Annotated in this window: 17 protein-coding genes and 1 pseudogene; 4 read left to right on the top strand and 14 right to left on the bottom strand. The window is 57.4% G+C overall.

The window, feature by feature from the left end; all coding sequences use genetic code 11:
• Positions 1-40 precede the first annotated feature (40 nt).
• From LOH53_RS07755 to LOH53_RS07735, 5 genes are all read right to left on the bottom strand, one after another.
• Positions 41-2,467 (bottom strand): bifunctional salicylyl-CoA 5-hydroxylase/oxidoreductase, encoded by a 2,427-nt coding sequence (locus tag LOH53_RS07755; protein ID WP_230067165.1) that lies wholly within the window; start codon positions 2,465-2,467, stop codon positions 41-43.
• Entirely contained in the window at positions 2,464-4,128 is a 1,665-nt protein-coding gene (locus LOH53_RS07750; protein ID WP_230067164.1) for an AMP-binding protein, read from the bottom strand. The genes LOH53_RS07755 and LOH53_RS07750 overlap by 4 nt, the downstream gene beginning before the upstream one ends.
• A gap of 45 nt (positions 4,129-4,173) precedes the next feature.
• Positions 4,174-5,055: an acyl-CoA thioesterase gene (locus tag LOH53_RS07745; protein WP_376991557.1), complete on the bottom strand. Its 882-nt coding sequence runs from the start codon at positions 5,053-5,055 to the stop codon at positions 4,174-4,176.
• 11 nt (positions 5,056-5,066) lie between these two features.
• Entirely contained in the window at positions 5,067-5,552 is a 486-nt protein-coding gene (locus tag LOH53_RS07740) for a cupin domain-containing protein (protein ID WP_230067162.1), read from the bottom strand.
• A gap of 89 nt (positions 5,553-5,641) precedes the next feature.
• Positions 5,642-6,502, bottom strand: a complete 861-nt coding sequence (locus LOH53_RS07735; RefSeq protein WP_230067161.1) for a fumarylacetoacetate hydrolase family protein — start codon at positions 6,500-6,502, stop codon at positions 5,642-5,644.
• Between the two features lie 195 nt (positions 6,503-6,697).
• Here LOH53_RS07735 and LOH53_RS07730 point away from each other — a divergent pair, with 195 nt between their 5' ends.
• Positions 6,698-7,090 (top strand): RidA family protein, encoded by a 393-nt coding sequence (locus tag LOH53_RS07730; protein WP_230067160.1) that lies wholly within the window; start codon positions 6,698-6,700, stop codon positions 7,088-7,090.
• Between the two features lie 65 nt (positions 7,091-7,155).
• Here the strand turns inward: LOH53_RS07730 and LOH53_RS07725 are convergent, their stop codons facing one another.
• On the bottom strand, positions 7,156-8,022 hold the full coding sequence (locus LOH53_RS07725; RefSeq protein WP_230067159.1) for a PaaX family transcriptional regulator: 867 nt from the start codon (positions 8,020-8,022) through the stop codon (positions 7,156-7,158).
• Positions 8,019-8,486, bottom strand: a complete 468-nt coding sequence (locus LOH53_RS07720; RefSeq protein WP_230067158.1) for an acyl-CoA thioesterase — start codon at positions 8,484-8,486, stop codon at positions 8,019-8,021. The genes LOH53_RS07725 and LOH53_RS07720 overlap by 4 nt, the downstream gene beginning before the upstream one ends.
• A 212-nt stretch (positions 8,487-8,698) precedes the next feature.
• Here LOH53_RS07720 and LOH53_RS07715 point away from each other — a divergent pair, with 212 nt between their 5' ends.
• From LOH53_RS07715 to LOH53_RS07705, 3 genes are read left to right on the top strand one after another with little or no spacing between them, the layout of a single operon-like run.
• Positions 8,699-9,628, top strand: coding sequence for an ABC transporter ATP-binding protein (locus LOH53_RS07715; RefSeq protein WP_230067157.1), 930 nt, complete (start codon positions 8,699-8,701; stop codon positions 9,626-9,628).
• Positions 9,628-11,265 (top strand): ABC transporter permease, encoded by a 1,638-nt coding sequence (locus LOH53_RS07710; RefSeq protein WP_230067156.1) that lies wholly within the window; start codon positions 9,628-9,630, stop codon positions 11,263-11,265. Before LOH53_RS07715 ends, LOH53_RS07710 begins: the two co-directional genes overlap by 1 nt.
• 6 nt (positions 11,266-11,271) lie before the next feature.
• The gene (locus LOH53_RS07705; RefSeq protein ID WP_230067155.1) at positions 11,272-11,775 is read left to right on the top strand and encodes a hemerythrin domain-containing protein; all 504 of its coding nucleotides are present in this window, start codon (positions 11,272-11,274) and stop codon (positions 11,773-11,775) included.
• A 170-nt stretch (positions 11,776-11,945) separates the two neighbouring features.
• On the opposite strand, the pseudogene LOH53_RS17005 reads toward LOH53_RS07705, so the two are convergent.
• The 7 genes and pseudogenes from LOH53_RS17005 to gcvT form a co-directional block, all read right to left on the bottom strand.
• Positions 11,946-12,044, bottom strand: a pseudogene (locus tag LOH53_RS17005) (DivIVA domain-containing protein); the annotation flags it as partial.
• Between the two features lie 184 nt (positions 12,045-12,228).
• Positions 12,229-14,199: a penicillin-binding transpeptidase domain-containing protein gene (locus tag LOH53_RS07695; RefSeq protein WP_230067153.1), complete on the bottom strand. Its 1,971-nt coding sequence runs from the start codon at positions 14,197-14,199 to the stop codon at positions 12,229-12,231.
• A gap of 72 nt (positions 14,200-14,271) precedes the next feature.
• Positions 14,272-15,852 (bottom strand): ABC-F family ATP-binding cassette domain-containing protein, encoded by a 1,581-nt coding sequence (locus LOH53_RS07690; protein ID WP_230067152.1) that lies wholly within the window; start codon positions 15,850-15,852, stop codon positions 14,272-14,274.
• Positions 15,853-16,041: 189 nt separating this feature from the next.
• Positions 16,042-17,439 (bottom strand): L-serine ammonia-lyase, encoded by a 1,398-nt coding sequence (locus LOH53_RS07685; RefSeq protein WP_230067151.1) that lies wholly within the window; start codon positions 17,437-17,439, stop codon positions 16,042-16,044.
• Between the two features lie 100 nt (positions 17,440-17,539).
• Complete coding sequence (gene glyA / locus LOH53_RS07680) at positions 17,540-18,841, bottom strand: serine hydroxymethyltransferase (RefSeq protein ID WP_230067150.1); 1,302 nt, start codon at positions 18,839-18,841, stop codon at positions 17,540-17,542.
• Positions 18,838-19,221: a glycine cleavage system protein GcvH gene (gcvH, locus tag LOH53_RS07675; RefSeq protein ID WP_230067149.1), complete on the bottom strand. Its 384-nt coding sequence runs from the start codon at positions 19,219-19,221 to the stop codon at positions 18,838-18,840. Before gcvH ends, glyA begins: the two co-directional genes overlap by 4 nt.
• Before the next feature lie 34 nt (positions 19,222-19,255).
• Complete coding sequence (gene gcvT / locus LOH53_RS07670) at positions 19,256-20,377, bottom strand: glycine cleavage system aminomethyltransferase GcvT (protein ID WP_230067148.1); 1,122 nt, start codon at positions 20,375-20,377, stop codon at positions 19,256-19,258.
• Position 20,378: the final 1 nt, after the last annotated feature.

Here is a 20,378-nt window from a genome sequence, read left to right as displayed (position 1 = left end):
AACCTGTTCAATCATCCAGCACGCGACTCAAGTACAACGGTCAGGACATGGCTGCAGGTACACTCTCCAATCCGGCGCGTCCACCCATTTCTTGGGTGGACTTGGCGCTGGGCGTCCAGCGAAGATGAACGGTCAAATCCGCGGCTTCCTCTTCCTTGAGCAGAGCCAACCGCGGACGCACAGCGTCCGTCCGTGCGGCCGGCGGTTTCCGACTCCCCGCCCGGAACGGGAGCACCCAGGCTGCCGAATCTGACGCAAATCCCTGTTCGGCAGCAGCATGCAGCGTCCATTGCGGATCGTAAAGGTGCGCACGGCCCAGGGCGCAAAGATCAGCACGCCCGGCCAGCAGAATCGAGTTGACGTCGTCATAGGAGGAAATGATCCCCACGGCGATGACGGCTACCCCCTTCGGCGCTGCCACCTCATGACGGATTCGATCAGCAAATGGTGTTTGATAGCTGCGTCCAAACGCCGGTTTTTCTTCCTTGCTGACCTGTCCCGTGGAGACATCAATCGCCGCTGCGCCGTGGTCGATGAATGCTCGAGCAATTTCAACGCCCTCTTCAGCTGTGTTGCCACCGTCACACCAGTCCGTGGCAGAGATGCGTACAGTGAGAGGTTTCTCGGCTGGCCAGACTTCGCGCACCGCGTCAAACACTTCCAAGGGGAAGCGCATCCGGTTTTCCAAGCTCCCCCCATATTCATCCGTGCGGGTATTGGACACCGGCGAAATGAACGATGACAGCAAGTACCCGTGTGCTGCGTGAACTTCCAGAAGGTCAAATCCCGCAGCAGCGCCTCGCCTAGTCGCTGCGACAAACTCCTCGCGGACAACGTCCATCTGCGCACGCGTGAGCTCTCGAGGAACTTGGTTATTCACGCTGTACGGAAGCGCCGAAGGTCCGCACACCTCCCAGTTCCCCTCGTCCAGCGGCTCATCTATGCCGTCCCACATGAGCTTCGTGGAACCTTTGCGGCCAGAATGGCCGATCTGGACGCCCATCTTGGCAGTGGATTGAGTGTGCACAAACTCTACAACCTCCCGCCAGCTTTCACCCTGAGCGTCCGTGTACAGTCCGCTGCACCCCGGAGTGATCCTTCCTTGTGCGCTGACGCATACCATTTCGGTCATTACCAGCCCTGCCCCGCCCATGGCCTTACTACCCAAATGGACCAGGTGAAAGTTCCCCGGGACACCGCTTTTTGCCGAGTACATATCCATCGGAGAGACAACAATTCTGTTTTTCAGCTCCAACTCACCGATCTTAAATGGTTGGAACATTGCAGGAGCCACCTGTTCAAGCCCCTGAGAGGCCGCAAAATTTGCATCCACCTGCTCCGCAAACTCCGGATCACGCAATTTCAGATTCTCATAAGTGATTCGTCGGCTGCGCGTCAACAGATTGAAGCAAAACGAGGTGGGGTCCTGATCCTTATACTGACCGATGTTCTCAAACCATTCCAGCGATGCTTGTGCAGCACGCTGAGTTGATTCGACGACGGGGCGCCGTTCTGTTTCGTAGGCGTCCAAGGCCGAGGCCAGGTCCGGGTGTTCGTGCAGGCAGGCGGCTAGGGCCAGTGCGTCCTCCATCGCCAATTTGGTTCCCGAACCAACGGAAAAGTGGGCGGTATGGGCAGCGTCACCTAAGAGGACTACATTGCCTCGGTGCCAATGCTCGTTGCGTACAGTGGTGAAGTTTAGCCACTTGGAATTGTTGGTAAGTACTTCATCCCCATCCAGTTCCGTTCTAAAGATGTCTCGTATTTTTGCAACGGCTTTCTCATCGGAAGCGCCGGGGGGAAACGATTCCCCCACCGTTTCATCAAAGCCTGCTCGACGCCAGACATCGGGTGACATTTCAACAATGAAGGTGGATCCTTCATCGGAGTAAGGGTAGCCATGGATCTGCATGGTGCCCCATCGGGTCTCTTTGATGTAGAACTTGAAAGCCTCGAAGACTTGATCAGTACCAAGCCACATAAATTTGTTGTTCCGTACATCCAAGGTGGGAACAAACGAATCAGCGTATTTGCTGCGGATTCCAGAGTTCACACCATCCGCAGCCAGCACTAGGTCATAGTCTTTTTCCAGTTCCGCAACATCCGGAGCCAGAGTGCTAAACCGGACATCGACCCCGAGTTCCAGGGTGCGCCGATGCAAGAGTTCCAGTAATTCCTTCCGACTCATGGCCGCAAATCCTTGGCCACCAACGGTGTGCATTTCATCCCTGAAATGGATGTCGATGTCGCTCCAACGGGCAAACCGCCGACTCATATACTCTGCCACCACAGGATCCGCGTTGCCGATGCCACCTAGGGTTTCATCCGAGAAGACGACTCCAAATCCGAAAGTGTCGCTAGCAGCGTTGCGCTCCCATAGCGTGACTTGGTGGTTGGAATCTAGTTGCTTCATAAGTGCAGCGAAGTACAATCCGCCGGGGCCGCCTCCAACAATTGCGATTTTCATAGGACTTTTCCTTCTTCTCTCTCGGCGGGGGCGGAGGCTGCCAAGATCGCCTCTTGAAGGCGGAAGTGCTGCAGTTTTCCGCTCGGATTCTTCGGTAGCTCATCAACAAAACGAACGTCACGGGGGTATTTGTACGGTGCGATCGTGGCCTTGACGAAGTCCTGGATTTCTTTGCGCTTCGCCTCGTCCCCGACTGCTCCATCGTTGAGCACCACGAAGGCGCACACCACTTGGCCGCGTTCCGTATCTGGGCGGGCAACAACGGCGCACTCAACCACGTCTTTGTGTTCATTGATAGCCGCTTCAACTTCGGGAGCACCAATGTTATAGCCGGAGGAAACAATCATGTTGTCGCTTCTGGCTTGATAGATGAAATAGCCTTCATCATCTTGGATAAACGTGTCCCCGGTAACGTTCCAGCCGTTACACACATAGTTGTTTTGCCGAGGGTCTTGAAGGTATCGACAACCTGTCGGACCGATAACCCCCAGCCTCCCTGGGGTATTTCGTTCCACCTCGTTACCGTCCATGTCCAAGATGACGGCGCGGTATCCGGGGACGGGAATGCCGGTGGCCCCCGGATGAATGTCATCCCCCGCAGCAGAAATAAAGACGTGCAGCATCTCCGTAGAGCCGATCCCATCGATCAGTTTGATCCCGGTCTCCTGGTAGACGTGCTCCCACGTTGCTTGGGGCAGGTGCTCTCCAGCAGAGACGCCAAGTCGTAACCGGCTCAAAAGCTCGCCACGGCCGGCTTTCAAAATTGCCCGATACGCAGTAGGTGCCGTGAACAAGACACTGGCACCGGCGTTTGCGGCCGCCTCCGCCAATTCAACGGGAGTTGTGCGTTCTGTTAACAGTGCCGCAGCCCCAAAACGTAGTGGGAAAACCACCAAACCACCCAGCCCAAAAGTAAAAGCTAGTGGCGGCGACCCGGCAAAGACATCATCCGGCGTCGGCTTGAGAATATGGCGGGCGAATGTATCAGCATTCGCAAGAATGTCGCGGTGAAAGTGCATAGTGATCTTCGGCGTGCCAGTGGTACCGGACGTTGGCCCAAGAAGTGCAACGTCGTCTGCGGACGTCTCAACATTGGCAAAGACACCATCTTTGGCGCCACAACGCTGAATGAAATCGTCGGGGTCCGTCACGTTGCCATACGTAATCACAGGAATAGAACCATCGGGGGCCGCCTGTTGCATTTCGTGCGCAAAGCGGTGATCTGTAATGGCCACAGAAGGCTGAGTCAGCTTCAACAATCCGGCTACTTCGGCCGAACGCAGCATCGGCATCGTCGTGACAACCACACCACCAGCTTTGAGCACCCCTAGCCACAGGGCGACCAACCAAGGATTGTTGGGGCCACGCAAAAGCACACGGTTACCCGGTACGATTCCGAAGTCTTCACTCAGAACTTGGGCCGCCTGGTTGGCACGGGTCAATAATTCCCCATACGTCCACACTCCGCCGTCGGGGGTATGAAGCGCCGGGCGCTCGGCACCAAAGTTGGCAACGCCGTCGTCAATGAGCACAGTTGCAGCATTCAACCGCTGCGCATACTGCAATTCGGGTAGCGTGAATTCCAGTACCGGCCACGATTTTTTAGGTGGAAGGTGGTCTCGGGCAAAAGTATCCACATGGGCCGAAGTCATCATCGTCATGGCCATTCCTTTCATTTTCTGGTCTAGGGCAGAGTGGCGGAGCGCCTAACCCCGGACCATTCCTTCTTGGGCAACGGTGGCCAAGAGCTCGCCACTGCGGGAAAACATTCGACCGATGGCTAAACCACGGCTATTTTGTCCTGATACGGCTTCTTGGACATACAACACCCATTCATCTGCGCGGCCTTCCCGGTGGAACCACATGGAGTGGTCAAGGCTGGCGGTCGCCAACCCTGCAGAGGACCAATTAAGTCCATTGACCCGAAGCAGTGGCTCCAAAATGGTGTAATCGCAGACATACGCGAGGGCTAGTCGATGCAAGTTGGCGTCATCGTCTAGCCGCTGAAAAGCCTTGATCCATACCGCTTGTACGGGCGTACGAGCGCCGTCCGATTCCAGGTAGAGCGGCCCGGGGATGTGCCGGATGTCAAAGCTGCGTCCATGGGACCAGTAGTCCGCGGCGGTACCCGCTACTTCGTCAAGAACTTCTGCAGCACTTTGCAGGGAGTCTGGATCAATAACGGCCGGACTGAATGCCTCTGGGATACCTGGCTGGAAGTTGGGTCCAAGCTCAGGAACGTGAAAGGACGCCATCGCCACGAATACAGCTTTTTCGTTTTGATACCCTCGCACGGTCCTGGTGGAATAGCCCCGTCCATCACGTAAGGTTTCCACTTCGTACCGCACCACGGCACCGATATCCACCGGCCGCATAAAGTAGCTGTGCATGGAGTGCAAAGTTCGATCTGCTTCTACTGAGCGCATCATTGACGCGGCGGCTTGTGCCACCATGTCACCCCCATAGGACTTGGGCCAAGGGACGTATTGTGTGTTCGCTTCGAACGCCAGATCGCCCAGCCGTGCATCAACGTGAGTCAGCTCAATGGCTTTCAGGAACGCCCCGGATGTTCCCGCACTCGCGATCATCAATTCACCGCTCATGAGTTTGCGCGGCGGTAGTCGGCAAGAATTGCATCTTCCACGTCGGGAAGGTTGATCACCAGGTTCTCGGGCGTCCTCGCTGTAAGCCACACCAGCTCTTCCGTGATGGACATATTGGCTTCAACGTGTGGCATGAAGGGTGGAACGAAAACCCAATCGCCAGCAGTCATATCAAGAAACTGTGAGAAATTTTCCCCGAAGTAGATGCGGCCATGACCGCGAAGAACATAGCCACCGGTCTCAGCTTCGCCATGATGGTGCGGCAGCGACCGGTACCCTGGCGTGTTGGACACTTGGCCAAACCAAATCTTGGTGGCCGGCGTGTGCTGGATGGACACACCTGATACCCGCACAGCATCTCCGGACTGGGCGGTGTCCACGCTTTCCTGGCCCGCTCGGGTTACAACCGGAAGTACGACTCCGTCCGCGTTGGCATAGATCGAGTTGTCGCCTTCGGTGAGGTAAGTGTGAGTCTCTTTCATTTTGGCTTCTCCTTGCCGATTCATGTTCTGTGGGGATGGTCGTTGATAAGCAATTCTTTAGAAAATCCGTAACATAGGTCAGTGTGCTTTTAGACTTGTTTACTGTTTGCTCCACAAAAGCGGATGGTGTTTTCTAGGCGACCTATTCCGGCGATCTCGGTGGCGAGAACATCGCCATCGTTGAGGTACCGTGGCGGCGTCATACCCATCCCGACTCCGCCGGGGGTCCCCGTTAGCACCAGGTCTCCTGCTCGAAGCGTGGTGAACTGTGAAATATACGATAGAAGTCGGGCGGGACTAAAAACCAGCGATGAGGTATTGCCGCTTTGGACAACCTCCCCGTTGACGAATCCGCGGACGTCGAAGCCGTGGCCTTGCGGGAATTCATCGGCCGTGACCATGACCGGGCCCACGGGAGTCGTGGCGTCAAACGCTTTTCCTTGGAACCACTGCAAGGTGCGGTTCTGCCAGTCACGCATTGAAACATCGTTAGCCACGGTGTAGCCGGCAATAGCGCGCGAAGCTTCTTCTTCATCTGCCCGTATCAGCGTCTCGCCCACAACAACAGCCAGCTCAGCTTCCCAATCAACACGTTGGCTTCCATAAACATGGATAGGGTCAATGGCGCCCGTCAACGTATCCGCATATTTGACAAAAAGTGTGGGATATTCCGGAAGTTCCCGGCCCATTTCCAAAATATGGTCTGCATAATTGAGCCCGCAGCAGATCACTTTGGCTGCCGTTGGAAGTAGGGGCGCCAGCTCGGCACGATCTATTGGTGTGAATTTCTCGCAGTCACGGCTCTGCGCATCCGCGACTATGGTTCTCCACTGCGGATCGGCCAGCAGATCTCCTACGTTCGCGGCAGGAAGCAACATGAAGCCTTCGGCTCCCACTGCGAGTCCCGCAGAAGTTGCGCCTGGTCCTGTTCGTAGTGTCGCCAGCTTCATTGATGCCGTTCCTTTCGGAGCCTAAGTTCGTGACTGTCGTTCGTGAATCAATCGTTCGTATGTCGATCACGCGTATGTCGACATATTTACGGTCGTCACATAGACTCAATGTAACACTAATCACAGTTCCACAAAAGGCTCAGGTCGCACGAAATTAATAGACCAGGGTTGGAGCGCTAAGCGTGGAGGTTCGCTTTGCCGAAAAAGACCGTCAATCCATCGTCCCTGGCCAAACCGTCGGGGTATGCGCACGGCATCCTCGCGGCAGGCACCGTATATTTGGGGGGTCAAACGGCCCTCGATAAGGACATGAACATTGTTCCCGGGGGGATAGTGGAACAATTCAAACAGGCCTTCGGGAATGTCCTCACCACACTTATCGAAGCCGGCGGGCAACCACAGGACTTGGTCAGTGTCACCATCTACCTCACCGACGTTGACGACTACATGGCCAACGGCCGGGAGATAGGTCGGCTATGGCGCTCCATGGCGGGCACCGAGTACCCGGCCATGGCAGGAATAGGCGTCAGCCGTCTCTGGCAAAAGGAGGCGCTGATCGAAATTCAAGGAGTTGCAGTCATTGAGTGACTTGGGAGATTCCATGAGCACCCCCATAGACCCCATACGCCGATACGCAATGAAATCAGCGCGCTTTATGCCAAAGTCAGCAGTGTCTTAGCGTGGGCGTCTGCCAATGGTGCAATGAGTTTGTGGACCGCTAAAAAGGTCTCCCGGGCCGCAGCACCCTTCCAGCCTTCCGGTAGCAGTTCACTTCGAAGGTTCGGATCCTTATAGGGGAAGCGACGCCAGAGGGTCAGCATGGGTATGTAGTACTTGAACGCTTCGAGTCGCAGCTCCGGCGTTGACTCCTCCAGCGCTAGGCCCGGGTCCGAGCCCACCAACGCCGTCCAGTGGTTCACGGCGTCGCCATAGAATTCTAGAAATTCTCCAAATTGTTCGTCCAGGTGAGTCAGGTCCCACCATTGGGCAACTTTTTCACGCATCGACCCATCAGCCACGTAGTCTCCGCTGAAAAAGTCCACAAACTGGTCAAGTTTGAGGGCAACGAGCCGGCTACGAACCCTGTCCAAGACAGAAACGGGAGCAATCCAGACTCCAGAGGAAATGAACCCGAAGCCGAAATTCAACAATTCGGTTCGCAGCGTATGCCGCCTGCTCCGCAATGACTCGGGAACTGAAAAGATGGCCAGTATCCATCCATCGCCGAGGTTTGCACCTACCGGGGAAAAAATGCGGTCGTCCCCTTCCCTGAATACATCGGCCAGCCCTTCCTCAAGTGTGTATTGGGCCACGTTGTTGCTCTTGACGCTTCGCAGTACACCCTTTGCTTTCAGGCGTGAAACGGAGGATCTGACACCCGGAGCGTCGTATCCGAGCGAACCAAGCATTTCAATAAGAACCGAAACGGGGACGGCCCTACCCGGGTCACGGCTATAAAGTCCAAAGAGCGTAATAATCAGTTGCTGGTGTCGCACCGATGGTTGCGGATGCCCCGTCATTGTTCAGCTTTGATCGTTGTGAGAAAGCTTGCGGGCCAGGGCATTGAACCAGAGGACCCCAAAGGAACATGCGCCGTAATCAACGTTCCTGAAGCAGCCAGACCGCCCGCATTCTTGGGCATCGAATGGCCCTGAACCTCAAAGGAAAACGTCATTGACGTTGTGCCGATCTTCTTCACCCACAAAGTGGTGCTAACCCGTTGACCAAACCAAAGTTTCCCCAAGAAGTTGATTGATTGATGAACGCGTGGCGCAGTGGGGAAATACTCTGGTAGCCGCAATTGGCGAAAAAGCTCCGCCTCCGCAGATTCAACCCACCGCATGATCGCAGAGTTATGCTGATGCCCGGCAGCATCGGTGTCGACCCATTCAACCGTGTGCTCAACGCAGACTCCGGACGCACCAGAGAGCAGCAGCCGTTCAGCAGTGCTCAAAACTCCTGCTCCCCCGCCATTTTCACTCATGGATCCATTCTAATTCGATGTACAACGCTCTTTCACAACGGACACCGCAGCTGTGTGTTGCGCAGCAACGTGTAAAACACGGCAACTCACCACGCACGGATGATTTCATTGCCAGCGGCTACGCGCGCGAGTAGCGTGCAGAACAAGGACGCAGCAAACCCAGAGGTAACGGGCTCAGCAGGGTTTTTCGGCCACTATTGAAGGGAAAGACCATGTCCACCACCGTTGCGGCAATTGAAGTTTCTAGTCTCCGCAAACGGTTCGCGCGGACATTGGCTCTGGATGGTCTGAACCTCAGCGTAGACCAAGGTCAAGTCACAGGCTTCCTTGGGCCTAACGGCTCCGGCAAATCCACCACCATCCGTATTTTGTTGGGCCTTTTGCGAGCCGACGGCGGCAACGCCAGGCTCCTTGGCGGTGACCCCTGGCACGACGCCGTTGCACTTCACCGGCGCATCGCCTATGTCCCCGGCGATGTCAGCCTGTGGCCAAACCTCACCGGCGGTCAGGCCATCGATATCATCGCCAGGCTGCACGGCGGCGCCGACAAGGTCAAGAGGGAGGAGTTGCTGGAACGTTTTCAGCTGGACCCTACCAAGAAGGCGCGCAGCTATTCCAAAGGAAACCGCCAGAAGGTGGCGTTGGTTTCGGCGTTGGCGACTAACGCGGAACTGCTGATTCTAGATGAGCCAACGTCCGGGTTGGACCCCCTGATGGAGGAGGTATTCACCGAGTGCATTCAGGAAATCAAGGCCCAGGGGCGCAGTGTACTGCTCTCTAGCCACATCTTCACCGAAGTAGAGAAACTCTGCGACACCATCACTATCATCCGTGATGGGCGGACCGTGGAGGCCGGCCGGCTCAACGAACTCCGGCATCTGCAGCGCTCTGTTGTTGCTGTATCACTTGATCGTGACGCTTCCGTTCTCGTAGGGACACCCGGAGTCAATGACCTCGTGGTGGACGGTAAACACGCCACTTTCACCGTGTCGGAAGCGGAGCTCGGCGCCGTTCTGGCCGCACTTTCCGCATATTCTCCGCATTCGCTGGTATCCAAACCTCCATCTTTGGAGGCGATATTCCTTCGCCACTATAGCGACCCTCTCCAACGTCCGGTTTCGACCCGGACTGCGGGTATCTGATGAGCGCTAGCCCAGCAGCTGGCGATACCGCGTCAATACCGGCCACGAACGGCGTGCTCACCGGGTTCGGACTGTGCGTGCGCTTGCTTCTGCGGCGCAACTGGCTGCGTTTGCTGATTTGGGCCGTCCTCTTGCCTCTGATGATTCCCGTGGTCTATAGCTCCCAACAAGCTGCATTCCCCACACAGACGGCCAGGGATTCCTACTCCCAAGTAGCCAATACCCCAGCTGTCGCCGCCATGACCGGCCTGCCATATTCGTCTGGAAGTCTGGGCGGGATATTGGTCATCAAGATTTGGATGACGCTGGCGATTTCATTGGCTTTTGCTTCCATTTTTCTGCTGACACGCAACGGGCGCGCTGACGAAGAGGCCGGACGCACTGAACTGCTGCGCGCCCAGGCCCTAGGCCGCTATGCGTACAGCCTGGCCAACTACGCGGTGGTGGGTTCCCTGAGCGTGGTCACGGGCCTGCTTATTGCACTATTTTCGCTGGGCGAGAAGCTCCCCACTGCGGGATCATTCGTTATGGGTGGCTCCGTTGCAGGCGTCGGACTTGTGTTCGTGGGAATCGGCGCGCTATGCGGCCAGCTGAGCTCCACGAGCCGGGGAGCCAACTCCCTGGGCGTTGGTTTTTTAGCAGTTTTTTACGTCATTCGAGCCGTCGCTGACGTCCGCGCCGATGGCAGCCGTTCTTCGGGTCTCAGCTGGTTATCGCCGATCGGTTGGGCACAAAATATGCGGGCCTTTGGCGACAATAACTGGTGGCCGTTTCTGGCGCTACTGGCGTTCACTGTTATCAGCTGCGCTGTAGCCCTGAGAGTTGAAACCCATCGTGACCTTGGGATGGGTCTGCTGGCCGAGAGACCCGGACCGGCGCGTGCCTCAGCTTTCTTGACGACGCACGTGGGCTTGGTATTACGCCTGCAACGCACGCCCTTGGCCGCGTGGATCGTGGGTGCGGTGGTAGCTGGCCTGTTCTTCGGCGGGGTGGCTACGGCCATGGCAGGTCTCTTGGACCCATCCACTCCGTGGGCAAAAGCATTTGTGGGTGATTCCCAAAACATGCTTAATAGTGTTCTGGGAATTTTCGGCTTGTTCAATGCCCTCTTAGCCGCTGCCTTCGCAGTTCAGATCCTCACTACTGCCCGAAGTCAGGAAGCCGGCGGACCCCTCGAATTGGAGCTGGCTGGTTCCGTGTCTCGACTGCGGTGGTTTGGCGGGCATGTGCTGGTCGCTGCGGCGGGATCTGCTGCAATGCTGCTCCTGGGCGGTTGGCTCACAGGCGCGAGCTCCGGCGGCGTCATATCCGGTTTAACCACGGCGGGCGCCAGTTTCGCTTACTGGCCAGCGGTGCTGCTAATGATGGGGGTATTCACGTTCTTGTACGGCTTCGCCCCACGTCACAGCGTCAGCATCGCCTGGGCCATTTACGGAGCCTTCCTCATTCTGGCACTATTTGGCAGACTCTTTTCACTCTCTGAAGACGCTATTCGCGCCACCCCGTTCGGCGCAGTCCCGCGTATGCCAGCTGAGAAATTCTCCCTCACACCGATGCTGGCGCTCACAGTCGTAGCATTGGTCTTGGGCGCGCTTGGTATCTGGCGCTTTAGCACACGAGACATTGAATCGGAGTAGGAAACCATGGACCAGGGAACGTTAGGCGGGGCATTAGAAACTGAGCACCGCCAGATCGACGGCGGCATTGAGGCATACCTGACAGCGTTGGCAGGACTGGACTCACCCGCCGACCTTGCCGATCCTGCACCGCTGCAAAGTGCCATCGAGGGCCTGCGTCGCCACATCTATCTGGAGGAAGAGTTCTTGTTCCCCCCTTTGAAAGCGGCCGGGCTCATGGGCCCCATCTTCGTCATGCTGCGCGAACACGGGCAGTTATGGACCGCCATGGACCACCTTGATATTCTCCTGGCCGACGCACCAGCTACCGGCGCCTCCGCTACGGCCTCACTCCGAGAGGCCTGCACGGCTCTGCTAGCACTTCTCGATGCCCACAATTCCAAGGAGGAACCCATCATCTACACGCAGGCGGATGCCATCTTGGACGCAGCTGCCAGCGATGACTTGCTAAAATTCTTAGCCCAAGGCACGACGCCGGATGGCTGGGTTGCGGCGGCACTCTCCCGGTAGCTGAACTTCAGGTAGCTGCAGGCTGCCACTCACCGCCCTGTCGTGGTAGAGCTGCCTAACGCTAGCAGCAGTCTCCCGTTTGCCTCGGCTGTCCTGCGGCTTCGTTCCTTGAACCAGTTAACTTGAACCAGTTAATAGGACCGGGGGCTACGTCCGTGCTCATAGTCCGTCAGCGTCGCGGAGAGTTTATCCAGGAAGTCATCCACCTGGTCTTGATCGTAACCTTTGCGGAAGTTAGTGGGCGAAAACCTAACCTCGGCCACGGCCACTGCTTGAAGTTCCGCGGCCCTCCCCGCTTCCCACTGCGCTAAGGCGGCGCGAGATCGCTCAAGGAAAGCATCGACGTCGGCCATCGCATAGCCTTCGCGGAATTTGGTGAGCGTGAACATAATCGTCGCCACCTCTGAACTGTGCATGCTCACTCCTCCTACTTTTAGCTACTGTAAATTTACGCTACTTACCCGCGGCTGCCGCCAACATGGCCTTGGCAATCGGCCCGGCTGTCACCGCCCCCAAATCACCGTCTTCAACGAAGACGGCCACAGCAATATCTCCTTGAGCCGCAATGACCCAGGAGTGCGTGTGCGGAGGGTTTTCGGTGCCAAATTCTGCCGTTCCGGTCTTGCCTATGGCAGGGGCACCGGGCAAATCAGCTAACAGATCCAAGTAGCCGTCAGTTACCGAAGCACGCATCATAGACTGCAGGGCCAGCGCTTCAGGCGCAGTCAAGGCAGGGCTGCTAGCAGGCTTCGCTTTACCATCGTGAGCATCTATCAACACGGGAGCGGATACCGAACCCTTGACAACAGTGGACATCAGCGCCGCTAGCGCCAGAGGTGAGGCTTGGACCTTGCCTTGACCGATCATGGAGGCCGCGTGTTCGGTGCCGGCGGAATCGCGAGGCACAGAACCCATGAACGCATCCAAGCCCAAATCATTGCTCATTCCGATGCCGAGGGCTGCCGCTGCATCAGCGAGCTTGTCCTGGGGAAGCTTGTCGAATTGGGATACAAACGCCGTATTGCAGGAATGGGCTATGGCCACCGTCATGGAAATTTCACCGAGAGCACTGGCGGCATATCCTGGGGCGTTGAGGAAATTCTTCCCGTCAGCGGTGAACTTCGGGGTACAACTAAGCTTTGAGTCAGGAGTCAGCCCCTGACGCAACAGTCCCAATGCTGTAGCTATTTTGAAGGTCGATCCGGGGGCGTACTGGCCAAGAAATGCCGTGTTGTAGCCGTTACTGGCAGGACCATTTGCCGACGCCAAGATGGCCCCAGTCGAAGCCCGCATGACTACGACCGAACTTGGTGTGCTCAAGTGTGCAAGCGCACCCTCGGCGTCATTTTGGATCGCTGTCACCAGCGTCGTCTTCACATCCTTGCCCTCCACGGGCGGTACCGAAAACAGCTGCCGCGGCGGCTGGTCCGTGGCAGCAGCCGGGGTGGGAGAAGCCGTGGCGGGAGCAGCCGTGGACGGTTTTTCCGTGGATTGCTCGCTAGATGTTTCGCCGGGTACTGCAAGGACCGTGATCCCCGGAGTGCCAGCGAGCTGGCTATCAAAGGCAGCCTGCAAGCCGCTGGCTCCTACTACCTGTCCAGCCACCACCTCACCTTTGGACTTCTCAATATCTTCTGCCGTAGCGTCCCGAACGGTGCCGAGGATGGCTTGGGCGAAGGTGCGAGACGGAGCTAAAGGCATTGTTCCGACCGTGGCGAGGAACCCTGGGATACTCTTAAGCCGCACTTGGTCAAGGGCGGCGAAGGCATCATCGCGTAAGGTAATTGCGTCAACAAATGCCACAGGTCCATATGCTTTGACCTTGGCAATGAAATTTGTCGGATCAATTTCGAGAACTGCGGCCAGCGCACTGGCGCCTGCCTCGGCGTCGGCTTCACTGAGTCCATTTTTGTTGATACCCACGATCCGCACGGGCCGGTCTTTCACAATCGCGTCCCCGCTGGCATCCAGGATTCCGGCACGCTGCGTGTAAAGGCTGTCGATTTTCAGTCGTTCACCGGCTTTCAGACTGGGCTCTATCATCGCCGGCGCCCAGGCGATTTTCCAGCCATCGCCGTCGCGCTGCATACTCGCCTCAGTTTTGTACGCCCACGCGGTGGTAGTTTTGGGCAGCTTCCACGAGTAGTCCAAGGCCACCTTGGCGCTGCCGTCCTTATTCACTACGACGTTTTCGACACTCACTGCTGGCCAGACCGGGTCAACTCCCTTAGCCAGCGCATCAAGCTCCTTTTGGATGGTTGCTCCTGGCTGGTCGAAGGGCAACTCACCTACAGTGTGCTTGGTCAAAGCTTGCGCCAGAGCCTTCGCCGTTGTGGTTCCATCATCTTTGGCGGGTGCGCAGGCGCTCATCCCCCCACCTACCAAAGCCAGACCTAGCAACAACGACGTGAAACGGCGAATCATGAGCTCCCTAACGGTGGTATTTCTTTAGCCTAGTCAACCATTCTTTCTAGGGGCCACGCGCCTCGCCATGCCTTAACGAATGCTGATCTCTCCTTGCACCTCAGGATTAAAAACAAGTCGGCGGTTGGCGATCTTATCCGTAAAGAAGCGGTCGTGGCTAACAACGAGAACCGCGCCGGGGAAATGCAGCAATGCGCGCTCCATGACCTGGGTACTGGCCATATCCAAGTGGTTGGTGGGCTCATCGAGTACCAATACTGACGCTCCGGAAAGCAGGCACTGCGCCATGGCCACTCGTGCGCGCTGACCACCGGAGAGGTTACCGATCCGCTGTTTTAGATCAGCTTCGGAGAACTGGAACATGGCCAGGAACCGGTTGACTGATTTTTTCGTCGCAGTCAAAGCCAAGCTGTCCGGCATCGCGTTAACGGCGTGCGTGAGGGTATCCTCGGGGTCCAGTTCGGCGAGGACCTGGTTGTAGGAAATGAGGCCGCCTCCTTTGGCCCACGTCACGTATCCGGAGTCCGCTGGCTCCTCCCCCGTCAGGGCGCGTAGCAGCGTCGACTTACCAGAGCCATTGGCCCCCAGCACTACCATTTTGTTGCCCCTGCGGATTTCAAAGCTGACGTTGCTAAACAATGTCCGGTCTCCGTAGGCCTTGGTCAGCGACTCAACACGGCACAGCACATCCTTCACATGCAGGCCCCGATAAATTTCTGTGATGATCTGGTCTACCGGCCGCGGTGCGCGAGCCTTTTTGATCTTGGACAGCTTTGAGTCAAGCCCCTTTGACCCGGCCTTGGCAGCTTCTCGACGATCTGAGATGCCCTCCGCTTCAAACGCCAACAATTCCGATTCGTGGGCAAACTGGCTTTCTAGGGATTTCAGCCGAAACTGCTTGGCAATCACATAGTTGGCAAAGTTACCTGGGTATTCGTGTAGGTGATAGTTCTCCACCTCAATGATGCGAGTGACCACGGAGTCCAAGAATTTACGATCGTGGGAAACGATGATCGCCGCACCTTGGAAGTTCTTAAACCAGCCTTCCAGCCATTCCACCCCGGCCACGTCTAAATAGTTGGTGGGCTCATCAAGCAGCAATACGTCCGGGGCCTCGAGCAGAATTTTGGCCAGAGCAGCGCGGTTACGCCAGCCGCCTGACAAATCGTCGATGGGGCAACTGCGATGCGCGTCGCTGAAACCCAGGGTAGTCAGCACCTTTTCGATGCTGCGCGGATAGTCCCAGCCGTCCAGCCTGTCCATGTCGGAAAATAGTTCTGATTGCCGGTGTATCAGCCGGTCCAGCTCAGCTTCCGGTGTCTCCACAGCAAGCGCCGCGTCAATCTCAGCCAGCTCCGTTTCAATATCCATTACGTGGGCGAAGACGTCTTGGAGCACTTCCACGATGGTGGCCGCGCCATTAAGTTCGGAGAATTGAGAGAAGTAGCCAAGCTTGGTGCCCAGTTCCACGGCCACTGTGCCGGAGTCGGGTGCCACCTGGTCCAAGACCAGTTTGAGCAGTGTGGACTTACCAGAGCCATTGCGTCCGATCAGCCCTACCCGGTCCCCGGCCTCCAACTTGAAGAAGGCCTCACGCAGCACTTGGACTTTATCAAAGTTCACGCTGACGTCGTTCAGCCGGATCAAGCTCATGGGTGTGGTCCTTCAATGGCAGGTGGAGGTGTGGGAAAACACCAGACACCACTTTAGCGGCAGGTACCGTGCAGCCCTAAGACGCTCGGTTACTTTCGGGGCTTTAAGCCCAAACGCTCCCTCACTTTAGTGAGGGAGCGTTTGGGAAAACCGCCCCGAAAGTAACCGAGCGTCGGGGTTAGGGGGTTCCTAACATTCGACGACGTTGACTGCTAGCCCGCCCATGGCTGTTTCCTTATACTTTGAACTCATATCCCGGCCGGTCTCGCGCATGGTGATGATGACCTCGTCGAGGGAGACCCGGTGTTCACCGTCGCCCCACAGCGCCATTTTGGCGGCGTTGATAGCTTTCGCTGCGGCAATGGCGTTGCGTTCGATGCACGGGATCTGCACTAGCCCGCCGATGGGATCGCACGTGAGGCCAAGATTGTGTTCCATCGCGATCTCTGCGGCGTTTTCCACCTGCTCCGGAGTCCCGCCCATTATTTCTGCCAAACCAGCAGCAGCCATCGACGAAGCAGAACCAACTTCTCCCTGGCAGCCAACTTCAGCACCAGAAATCGAGGCCTGTTCTTTGTAAAGGACTCCGACGGCGGCGGAGGCCAGCAGGAACTTCACCACTACATCATCTACCTGCTCGGGCGTGGCATCTTGCATACCTGGCGCGTAATGGGTTGCGTAAAACATGACAGCCGGAATGATTCCTGCAGCGCCATTCGTGGGGGCGGTAACAACGCGCCCTCCCGATGCGTTTTCCTCATTGACAGCCAACGCCACCAAGTTCACCCATTCCTGCCAGAATTTGGGATCACGATCAGGATCTTCAGCCCGGAGCCGGGCGTGCCAGCCTGGCGCCCTCCGCCGGACCTTTAATCCGCCGGGCAGCAGACCATCCCGTGTCAGAGCGGAATTTTTGCACTCTTCCATGACGTCGCGGATGTGCAGCAAACCTGCACGTACTTCCTCGACAGTGCGCTCGGTAAGTTCATTGGCGAGCATGACGTCGCTGAAGTTCCCGCCAGCGGTTGTGCAGTGGCGTAGTAGCTCTACGGCCGTGCGGAAAGGATAGGGCAGCTTATTCTTGGAGGATTCCAGCTCCTCCATTGCCATGGCTTCTTCGTCTTCGCGAATAATGAAACCCCCGCCCACGGAAAAGTACGTCGCCTCACGCAACACCACGCCGCCGGCATCCAGGACAGCAAACTTCATCCCGTTGGTATGCCGGGGCAAAATGGTTAGCGGATGCAAGGTAATGTCCTCCGGACCATAGGCCAGAGGCACGCTACCTGCGACTAGCAAGGGGTTGCCGGCCGCAAAAGCTGCCAGCCGTTCCTCAACCTCTGCGGGCAAGATCAGCTCAGGTTCCCGGCCCTCCAAGCCGAGCAGAACCGCCGTCATAGTCCCGTGCCCACGCCCTGTTGCAGCCAATGAACCATACAAATCCACCGTAATGGAGGCGATCTTCCCCAAGACCGATGCTCCCTGGAGTTCATTAGCAAAAGCGGCCGCTGCTCGCATGGGACCTACGGTGTGTGAACTGGACGGGCCAATCCCCACTGTGAATAGATCAAAAACTCCAACGGACATGTGTGTTCCTTTACTTCAGAGAACTTTGGGCGTGCATGATTCCGGCAGTGAAAACTGGCGGGCGGACTAGTTGACCGGCGGTACTGGTTGGAACGTGACGCTAGGAAAGTGCCGCTACTGACGCGTACAACGGGTGGGCGCCAGCGAGCTCGTGTACCCGCTGGTGCAGTCCCGAAAGGTCAGCGTCGTCGTCCGCCATCAAAGCCTCCGCAATGATGTCAGCCACCTCGACAAATGCCGCTTCACCAAAACCACGCGTGGCCAAGGCCGGCGTACCAATACGCAGCCCGGAAGTGACCATCGGTGGGCGGGGGTCAAAGGGGACAGCGTTGCGGTTGACAGTGATGTCGATCGTGGCGAGACGGTCCTCGGCCTGCTGGCCGTTGAGCACACAATTGCGCAAATCCACCAATACCAAGTGCACGTCGGTGCCGCCGGAAATCACGGAGATCCCCTTGGCCGCGACATCAGGCTGGATCAGGCGTTCGGCCAGCAGACGCGCGCCAAGGAGCACTCGTTCCTGGCGTTCTGCAAATTCAGGGGACGCTGCAATCTTGAACGCCACGGCTTTGCTGGCAATGACGTGTTCTAGCGGCCCGCCCTGCTGGCCGGGGAAGACAGCAGAATTGATCTTCTTCGCGATTGCCGCATCATTGCAAAGGATAATCCCACCACGGGGACCGGCCAGTGTCTTATGCGTCGTGGAGGTCGTGACGTGGGCATGCGGAACGGGTGAAGGGTGTAATCCGGCGGCAACTAGCCCGGCGAAGTGCGCCATATCCACCATGAGGTACGCGCCCACAAGGTCGGCAATACGACGGAACTGGGCAAAGTCGAGCTGCCTCGCGTAGGCTGACCAACCCGCGACGATCAAGGCTGGCTTGTGCTCAAGTGCCAGCCTCTCAACTTCCGCCATATCCACTTGGTGCGTGTCCTCGCGGACCTGATATGGGACAACGTTGTAAAGCCGTCCGGAGAAGTTGATCTTCATCCCGTGTGTGAGGTGACCGCCGTGCGCAAGGTTCAACCCCATGATGGTGTCCCCTGGCTTGATCAGCGCGTGCATCACTGACGCATTGGCCTGTGCACCAGAGTGCGGCTGGACGTTCGCATATTCGGCGCCAAATAGGGCTTTGACGCGATCAATAGCCAGCTGCTCTATGACGTCAACGTGCTCGCAACCGCCGTAGTAACGCCGGCCAGGGTAGCCTTCGGCATACTTGTTGGTCAGCACCGAACCCTGGGCCTGCATAACGGAGAACGCCGTGTGGTTCTCCGAGGCGATCATTTCTAAGCCGGAGCGCTGACGAGCCAGTTCGGCATCGATCACCACGGCAACTTCTGGATCCGCAACCGCTATGGGTGCGTCAAGGCTTGGCGAAATAACTTGCTGAAATTTCACAGGACTCCACCGTTAATTTCTGCGTACTCCGTGGCACTGAGCAGTGGACCGTATGACTCCACAACCACTTTGAACAGCCAGCCAGCCCCGTAAGGGTCCGAGTTGATGAGGGCCGGATCGGCGATGGCATCCGCATTTACTTCAGTGACTTCCCCGGTGACAGGGGCGTACAGGTCCGAGACAGATTTAGTGGATTCGATCTCGCCACAGGTCTGTCCGGCCGTAACCGTGGAGCCGACCTCTGGAAGATCGACGTAGACGATGTCGCCCAAGGCGTCAGCGGCTACGGCAGAAACGCCGATCGTTGCGGGGCCGGCTTCATGGCTTGCGAGCCACTCATGCTCGGCGGAGTACTTCAGTTCGGCAGCTACCTTGCTCATGCGGGTCCTTATCTAAGTGTCGTGAAAAAGCGGGCTATTTTTGACGCTTGTAAAACGGCAGGGTAACAACCTCGAAAGGTTCAGCTTTCCCGCGAAGATCGACATCCAACAACGTTCCGGGGGTAGCGAGTTCCACGTCCACGTAGGCCAGCGCCACAGGGTACCCCAGAGTGGGGCTCGGCTGGCCGGAAGTTACCTCGCCTACCACAATTCCGTCTTTCAAAATTTGGTAGTGGCCGCGAGCCGAGCGACGGCCCTGTCCCTTCAACCCAACCAGCTTCCTGCCAGTTGTGGTGCCCTGTCCCGATTCCTTGATGGCGGCAAGCGCCGTCTTACCGACAAAGTCACTTTCCTTGGCCAGGGACACTACAGGGCCTAAACCGGCCGAGTAGGCGTGACCGGTCAGAGTGAGCTCGTTGCCGTACAACGGCATGCCTGCTTCGAGCCGCAGGGAGTCCCGAGCTGCCAGGCCAGCTGGTATCAAACCCAGAGCCGTCCCGTTCTCAAGCAGCTTGTCCCACAGCGCCTCGGCTTCTGCGTTGGGGACGTAGATCTCAAAACCGTCTTCACCTGTGTAACCGGTCCTAGCCAGAAGCAGTTCCTGTCCGTTGATGGTGACTTCGACGGAGGCGTAGTACTTTAGCTCCGTGACGGCTAAGTGCTGCGCTTCTGGCACCAATGTCAGCAGAATCTCCTCGGAAACCGGCCCCTGCACGGCAATGAGTGAGGTCGCTTGGGAAACATCCTCAACCACCACGTCGAAGCCCGCTGCGCGTTCGGCCAGCAGGGCGGCGACCGTTTCCGCGTTGCCAGCGTTGGGGACCACCAAGTATTTCTCGTCAGTGCGGCGGTAAGAGATAAGATCGTCCACAATGCCGCCGTCGGCCTGGCAGATAAGCGAATACTTGGCCTTGCCCACGGCGACGGCAGAGAGTTTGCCCACCAACGCATAGTCCAAGAAGGCTCCGGCGTCTGGCCCGCTGACCCAAATCTCACCCATGTGTGAGAGGTCAAAAAGGCCTGCGGCGTTGCGTACGCCGTGATGCTCGGCCAGCTCAGAGGAATACTTCAGCGGCATTGACCAGCCACCAAAGTCGGTAAAGGACGCGCCGGCGCGCTGGTGTGCTTCGTAGAGTGCCGTGTATTTTTCGCTCATG

It is taken from the genome of Arthrobacter cryoconiti, from assembly GCF_020905375.1.
Taxonomy (GTDB): domain Bacteria; phylum Actinomycetota; class Actinomycetes; order Actinomycetales; family Micrococcaceae; genus Specibacter; species Specibacter cryoconiti.
The sequence above is the reverse complement of the archived record's forward strand: the minus strand, read 5'-3'. Positions and strand labels throughout refer to the sequence as shown.

Excerpts from the sequence above, each read along its gene's own strand:
- LOH53_RS07720 (WP_230067158.1), bottom strand. The coding sequence starts at position 8,486 with ATGAGTGAAAATGGCGGGGGAGCAGGAGTTTTGAGCACTGCTGAACGG.
- gcvT (WP_230067148.1), bottom strand. The coding sequence starts at position 20,377 with ATGAGCGAAAAATACACGGCACTCTACGAAGCACACCAGCGCGCCGGC.
- LOH53_RS07745 (WP_376991557.1), bottom strand. The coding sequence starts at position 5,055 with ATGATCGCGAGTGCGGGAACATCCGGGGCGTTCCTGAAAGCCATTGAG.
- LOH53_RS07685 (WP_230067151.1), bottom strand. The coding sequence starts at position 17,439 with ATGTCCGTTGGAGTTTTTGATCTATTCACAGTGGGGATTGGCCCGTCC.
- LOH53_RS07755 (WP_230067165.1), bottom strand. The coding sequence starts at position 2,467 with ATGAAAATCGCAATTGTTGGAGGCGGCCCCGGCGGATTGTACTTCGCT.
- LOH53_RS07705 (WP_230067155.1), top strand. The coding sequence starts at position 11,272 with ATGGACCAGGGAACGTTAGGCGGGGCATTAGAAACTGAGCACCGCCAG.
- LOH53_RS07725 (WP_230067159.1), bottom strand. The coding sequence starts at position 8,022 with ATGACGGGGCATCCGCAACCATCGGTGCGACACCAGCAACTGATTATT.
- LOH53_RS07690 (WP_230067152.1), bottom strand. The coding sequence starts at position 15,852 with ATGAGCTTGATCCGGCTGAACGACGTCAGCGTGAACTTTGATAAAGTC.
- LOH53_RS07695 (WP_230067153.1), bottom strand. The coding sequence starts at position 14,199 with ATGATTCGCCGTTTCACGTCGTTGTTGCTAGGTCTGGCTTTGGTAGGT.
- gcvH (WP_230067149.1), bottom strand. The coding sequence starts at position 19,221 with ATGAGCAAGGTAGCTGCCGAACTGAAGTACTCCGCCGAGCATGAGTGG.
- LOH53_RS07750 (WP_230067164.1), bottom strand. The coding sequence starts at position 4,128 with ATGACGATGATGACTTCGGCCCATGTGGATACTTTTGCCCGAGACCAC.
- LOH53_RS07710 (WP_230067156.1), top strand. The coding sequence starts at position 9,628 with ATGAGCGCTAGCCCAGCAGCTGGCGATACCGCGTCAATACCGGCCACG.
- LOH53_RS07715 (WP_230067157.1), top strand. The coding sequence starts at position 8,699 with ATGTCCACCACCGTTGCGGCAATTGAAGTTTCTAGTCTCCGCAAACGG.
- LOH53_RS07735 (WP_230067161.1), bottom strand. The coding sequence starts at position 6,502 with ATGAAGCTGGCGACACTACGAACAGGACCAGGCGCAACTTCTGCGGGA.
- LOH53_RS07740 (WP_230067162.1), bottom strand. The coding sequence starts at position 5,552 with ATGAAAGAGACTCACACTTACCTCACCGAAGGCGACAACTCGATCTAT.